This is a genomic window from uncultured Bacteroides sp., from assembly GCF_910578895.1.
GTDB lineage: Bacteria > Bacteroidota > Bacteroidia > Bacteroidales > Bacteroidaceae > Bacteroides.
In genome coordinates this window covers 1-5,890 of record NZ_CAJTSC010000091.1, presented here as the reverse complement: position 1 = coordinate 5,890, position 5,890 = coordinate 1, and the positions used below count along the sequence as shown (strand labels likewise).

Genomic DNA, 5,890 nt, shown 5'->3' with positions numbered 1-5,890 from the left:
TTTATGAGGAGCATAGCGGGCTATGTGACGAATAAAAAGAGGGAAACAGCCCGGAAAGAAAGTCAAAAGAAGCTGAAGAAAAACTTTTTGAAGAAAATTTAAACAGGCTCTAAGTTTCTTTTATATTCTTTATGTTGGTCTTTCTAATCATTCTCTCCTAAATACTGTTCTTCTTATATACAACAGTAGTCAACAGATAATACTACAGATTGCGGTTGCACGCCGATTGGTTGATGTGAATGAGAGTCGTTTCATTCGTAGTTGTTCGTTTGCGAGGGCGTGTTTTCCGCAATCTGTTTTTTCTCTTTGGGCTTCTTTTAATTATTCTCCAGCCACCAGTCAATCAGTTTTCGTGCAATGCTTAGTTTTCGGGGGATTTCCGGCAGATTTTCCTTTGAATAGAACGCACCGGCAGACAGTTCATCTTCTTGCAATCTGATACTGCCACTTTCATAATCGGCAATAAATCCCACCATCAACCCGCTGGGATAGGGCCAGGGCTGACTGCCGAAATAAGTAATGTTCTTTACTCTTAATCCCGTTTCTTCCAGTACTTCCCGCTCTACGCATTGCTCCAGCGTTTCTCCCGTTTCGAGAAAACCGGCTACCAGCCCGTAGAAAGTACCACGGAAGTTACGTGCGTGTACCAGCAATATTTCTTTGCCTTTTCGTATCAGTACGATGATGGCCGTGGCAACGGGAGGATACATCTCGTTGCCACACTCCGGACATTTTTTCATAATGGGAGCCTGTTGTTCCATAGGAGTGCCACATACGGGGCAGAAACGGCTGTGTTTGTCCCAATGGAGTATCTGGAATGCTTTTCCTGCCGCCTGATAATCTTCCAACGGCAGATTATCATACGAAGCACGCAAACCTGTCATTACCCATTCTTCGGTTTCAGTTATAGCCTGCTCGAGTGCATGAGTTTTTATTTTATTTCCATCAGGCAGCGTTACTTCGTGTATCTTGTATTCTTCGGCGAAAGGGGCAGGCGAATTTATTCCATAAGGTATGCTGTATTTACTTTCTCCGTTTGCAGTGTGTTCTTTCTTTAGTAGCAGTTGGTCTTTAAAAAAAACGAACCACTGCATAGGCTGTTCCGTTTTCGTAGTTTTCATTTTTTGTACAGAATATGTTTTCTTGTTAAATAGGTTCCGATTTTCCGGTATTTGTGATGAATTTACTCCGATGCCTTTTCTTGCCTGATATAGACTGTTGCCCTACTTGTTCCCCGACGGCGCAGGACACCTTGCTGAATAAACTTGTTCAGTTCGTTAATAGCTGCGTACTTCGTCTGTCCGGTCAGTTGGATGTATTCATTTTTAGTGATACATACGTTCTCTTGCAGGAACAACATCAGTTTTTCTTTCCTTGCTTCTTCGGTTGTTTTTACTTTCTTCGATTTCTTTGTCATGGAATGTACCCTTTCAAAAGTCATCGTTTTCCTGATTTTTTTACGGAATGTACTGCTTATACGCAGATGTACATTTTGAAATCGTATGGATTCAGATCTGATTTTCTTTTTCTCATCGTCCGTTTCTTGCGTACATTTCAGCGAAGTGCTGAAGAAACCCAACTCTCCGAGTTCTACAATATTTCCGTTGGCAAGCAGGTCGCACAGTTCATCGATGCAGGCGTCCAGCGCTGCCCCTATGACGCTTTTGGGCAGGTGTTGGAACATGGCAACATGTTCCACAAATTTCTTTTTCGTATATGTCTCTTTAGGACATATGCGGGCATGGAGAGATTTTTTTTCTTCTTTTCCATTGGGAGAGGGAGTTTCGTAAAGGTCGTAGTATGCACTCATGAATAAATGTTTTTTTGTCACTGCAATGGATAATTCCTGTTGTTGCAATGAATTATTTTTTTCTTATTAAGAAGTAATCGTCCGATATATGTTTCTCTTTCGTTTGACAGTTGTTTTCCTTTCGTCCGACAGCTGTCGGACGAAAGGAAAACAACTGTCAAACGAAAAGATTTCAGTATGCAAAGATGTAATTTCTGATAATAGGATAAATTTTATGTATCCTCATTCATTGCCAATCACCAATAGTTCTTTCGTAATCTCTCCCGCCAAGTTTGAGTTCATTCTGTGGCGGATTTCCGTTTGGCTCAGTCCGTGTCCCAGCAGGAACATGAGTTTGGTCACGGCACACTCGGGTGTACTGTCGTAGCCGCTGATGACACCTGCCTGGAGTAGGTGAAGCCCCGTTTCGTAACGCTCCATTTCCACGCCGCCACTTTGGCATTGGGTGATGTTGACAATGACGATGCCACGTTCGGTGGCATCCTTCAGTTGGCGTATAAACCATTCTCTTTGCGGGGCATTGCCAGAACCGAAGGTCTTGAGCACCACAGCCTTCAGTCCCGGAACGTGGAGCACAGAGTTGATGATGCTCTCTTGGATACCGGGGAAGAGGGTGAGGACTACGACGTTAGTGTCAAAGAGGTAGTGCGGCTTCATAGGGCGCGCAGGATCGGGGCGGCGGATGGTGTGCTCGTTGTAGCGGATGTGGATACCTGCTGTGGCGAGGGCAGGGTAGTTGAAAGAACGGAAGGCATTGAAGTTTTCAGCGTTAATCTTGGTAGTGCGGTTGCCGCGCATCAGTTCATTCTCGAAGAAGATGCATACTTCAGGTACTACGGGAGTGCCGTCGGGACGCTTGGCGGCGGCTATCTCGATGGCGGTAATCAGGTTCTCCTTACCATCGGTCCGCAACGTGCCGATAGGTAATTGCGAACCGGTCAGTATCACGGGTTTCGCTAAGTTCTCGAGCATGAAACTAAGTGCCGATGCGGTGTAGGCCATGGTGTCGGTGCCATGCAGGATGACGAAGCCATCAAAGCGGTCATAGTTCTCGGTGATGATGCCGACGAGCTTTGCCCAAAAAGACGGTTCCATGTCGGAAGAGTCAATGGGGGGATCGAACTGATGGGATGAGATACGGTAGTTGAAGCGTTTCAGTTCGGGAACGTGCTTGAGCAAGTGGTCGAAATTAAAATTCTCCAGCGCGCCGGTTTCCGGATTTTCTATCATTCCGATAGTTCCGCCCGTGTAAATCAGAAGAACGGAAGGGCAGTCTGCTTTCATGGGTATGTCGTTTTATTTTTCATGTTTGCAAAGATAACGGAAAATTGTGAAACCACGTTTACGCACGAGGTGTTTATATCCCTTCCAGCCAGTTTTGTACGATTTGCTTCCCGTTGGGGGTCAGCACCGATTCGGGATGAAACTGTATACCATGTACATCATATATGCGATGCTTCAGCGCCATGACTTGTCCTTCGGGGCTGACAGCGGTGACGGCAAGCGCGTCGGGTAGTCTTTGGGCATCTACTACCCAGGAGTGATAACGACCCACAGCAATTTCGGAGGGCAATCCACGGAAGATATAGTCGGGTTCGGTCAGTCGTATATGGGTCTGTATGCCGTGAAACACTTTGTTCAGGTGCACCAGTCTGCCGCCGAATACTTGCCCGATGGCCTGCGCGCCCAAACATACGCCCAATATGTTTTTTTTGCCGGCATAAGCACGTATCACGTCGGGCAGCAGCCCTGCTTCGGAAGGTAGTCCGGGACCGGGAGAGAGCAGGAGCTTGTCATATTTATCCAATTCTTCCAGTTTGAAACGGTCATTGGGTAACACGTCTGCCGGTGCGCCCAGTTCTCTGAGCAGATGGACAAGGTTGTAGGTGAAGGAATCGTAGTTGTCGATAATTGCTATCATGGGAGTTATTGTTTGCTTCAAGTAGTAATTGCAATTAATAAATTAAAATAGTGAAAATAAAAATTAATCCTATGTTCTTCTATTCGGTTGTTTTTCTGTCCTATCATTTTTTCTTTCTGCTTGCTGCCGTCTGACAAATATATGTACATTGTTTCGGTTAACGAAAGTAAATCTTCCTTTTTTCTCTTCCGAACATTTCTTTCTTTTTTTTGTTATTGAATAAATAATGTATCTTCGCAAAAAACAGAAACTCATGAAAGGAATAAGTTATTCGTTCTTGCGTGCCGTGTGTGCGCTGGTGATAGGTTTGGTATTGGTAATTTTCCCTGAGCAAGCGGCAGATTACCTGGTAATAACGGTAGGGGTGGTCTTTTTGGTGCCCTCACTCATTGGCATTATTGGATATTTTGTCCGCAATGCCAAGGCGCACCGTCGTTTTCCCGTTGAGGGGGTGGGCAGTCTGTTGTTCGGGCTGTGGCTCATCATCATGCCAAGCTTTTTTGCCGATTTGCTGACTTATGTATTGGGCTTTATCCTTGTGATGGGCGCTGTGCAGCAGATTGCCTCGCTCTCCGCCGCCCGTCGGTGGATGGCGGTTTCGGGCGTGTTTTACATTGTTCCGGTGCTGGTGCTGCTTGCCGGGTTGTTTGCGCTGTTCAATCCCACCGGAGTGCGGTCCACCGCGTTCATCATTATCGGAACTACGAGTTTGGTTTATGCAGCTTCGGAGTTGGTCAACTGGTTCAAATTTGTCCGTCCGCGCTCTAAAGTGCCCGCAGCCAATGCAGAGCTTGCCGAGGATGACGGCATTGAGGATGCGAAAATCATAGAGTAGTGTAAATCTTCTCCAAATATTCCTCTACTGCTTCCGCAGTGGCATCTTTGAGCAACACGACTTTCTCTCTGTCCAGTAAATACAATGTTGGGATTGCTTTCAAGTCGTACAGGTTTTTCTGCTCAATGGTTTGCCCCTTGTCATAACCGTTGATCCACTCTGTGGGGAAGTCCGTAAGGTGTCTTCTCCATTCCACTAAATCCATGTCGGGATAGATGGACAGTAGTTTCATCCGCTTCTGTGCAATCGCCCGACAGATGGAAGGGCTTCGTTTTAGCGCCTTTATCATCTCGCCGCAGGCATGGCAACCGGGATTATTGATAAATAGCAGCGTGTAGTCTGCTTTTATGCTGTGCAGACTACCTTGCCGCCCGTTGGCAAGCGTATAGGTAAAGTCGAGTGCCTTTGTACCCATACGGTTCTTCTGCGCTAACTTTCGCCGTGCTTGCGGACGTACTTTCTCCGTATCGTCCATTACGGAAGCTTCCAGTATGGCGTCCAAAACCGATATGTATAGTTCCTCGTTGCGCATTGGTGAGTTCGGGTCGTACAGATATTTGTCGGCAAGGGAGGTGAAGTACAAGTAGCACTTCTTTTCCCGTGCGGCATGTTCGAATAGGGTTCTCAGGGCAGCATCGCCCGTTTGGGCGGACACCAGCCGCAGAACATCGATGAAGTTCACCCACGCCTGTTCCGTTACCTCGGGATGATGTACGTAGTTGGTATCGGCAAAGTTTACGTTTTCCCAATAGTGGCGTGCCAGATAGTCGGCACGCAATTCCGGTGTGTTTAGCATGGTGGGGATGGAGGGGAGCACGAATGTCGTGATTGTATCCGCCGCAACATCTTCTTTCTGCATGCCACTTACTTGTACGCCACCACATGTGCTGTTCGAACTTAGCAACAAGGAGAGTAATATGCCGGCAGGCAGTAATCCTATCATCTTTTGGTATCTTTTGTATTGCATACGGTTTCTATTCTTAATTAAACAAGGAGCTGTCAGTTGTTTGCATGACACAGTTTATATTTCATATTATCGCTTTCATGTGTGTCCTAAAAAAATGAACCTAAAATGTTTTTCAGTTCTTTTCCCAAAAACAGCACTCAAACAGGCTTTAAAAGTACTGCTTTTATTCCTAACTGCCAAACATACCTTGTGTCATTCTCTCCGTTACGTTGGTACATGGCAGAGTAGGGAAGGATGGTTTCTCACGCGCGCATATATATAAAATGTGTAACCTTGTCCGGTGTGTGCGCTCCATCGAAAAGTAAGTATTCAAATATTTATTTATAAATCAGCATTTTACATATTGTATATAAAAAA

The 5,890-nt window shown here is 45.9% G+C and carries 6 protein-coding genes; 1 reads left to right on the top strand and 5 read right to left on the bottom strand.

The genetic code is table 11. The features are described 5' to 3' along the window. Positions 1-317: 317 nt before the first annotated feature. The 4 genes from nudC to QZ327_RS13940 form a co-directional block, all read right to left on the bottom strand. Positions 318-1,121, bottom strand: a complete 804-nt coding sequence (gene nudC, locus QZ327_RS13955) for an NAD(+) diphosphatase (RefSeq protein ID WP_294620288.1) — start codon at positions 1,119-1,121, stop codon at positions 318-320. A 62-nt stretch (positions 1,122-1,183) separates the two neighbouring features. Next, positions 1,184-1,810: an HU family DNA-binding protein gene (locus tag QZ327_RS13950; protein WP_294620286.1), complete on the bottom strand. Its 627-nt coding sequence runs from the start codon at positions 1,808-1,810 to the stop codon at positions 1,184-1,186. 222 nt (positions 1,811-2,032) lie between these two features. Continuing rightward, the gene (locus tag QZ327_RS13945) at positions 2,033-3,094 is read right to left on the bottom strand and encodes an asparaginase (RefSeq protein ID WP_294620284.1); all 1,062 of its coding nucleotides are present in this window, start codon (positions 3,092-3,094) and stop codon (positions 2,033-2,035) included. Positions 3,095-3,167: 73 nt separating this feature from the next. Continuing rightward, positions 3,168-3,731, bottom strand: a complete 564-nt coding sequence (locus QZ327_RS13940) for an aminodeoxychorismate/anthranilate synthase component II (RefSeq protein ID WP_294620282.1) — start codon at positions 3,729-3,731, stop codon at positions 3,168-3,170. A gap of 253 nt (positions 3,732-3,984) precedes the next feature. On the opposite strand from QZ327_RS13940, the gene QZ327_RS13935 reads away from it, so the two are divergent. Then, positions 3,985-4,566: an HdeD family acid-resistance protein gene (locus tag QZ327_RS13935; protein ID WP_294620280.1), complete on the top strand. Its 582-nt coding sequence runs from the start codon at positions 3,985-3,987 to the stop codon at positions 4,564-4,566. Here QZ327_RS13935 and QZ327_RS13930 read toward each other — a convergent pair. Further along, positions 4,556-5,509: a DUF5106 domain-containing protein gene (locus QZ327_RS13930; RefSeq protein ID WP_294620278.1), complete on the bottom strand. Its 954-nt coding sequence runs from the start codon at positions 5,507-5,509 to the stop codon at positions 4,556-4,558. The two genes, QZ327_RS13935 and QZ327_RS13930, sit on opposite strands and share 11 nt — an antisense overlap. Positions 5,510-5,890: the final 381 nt, after the last annotated feature.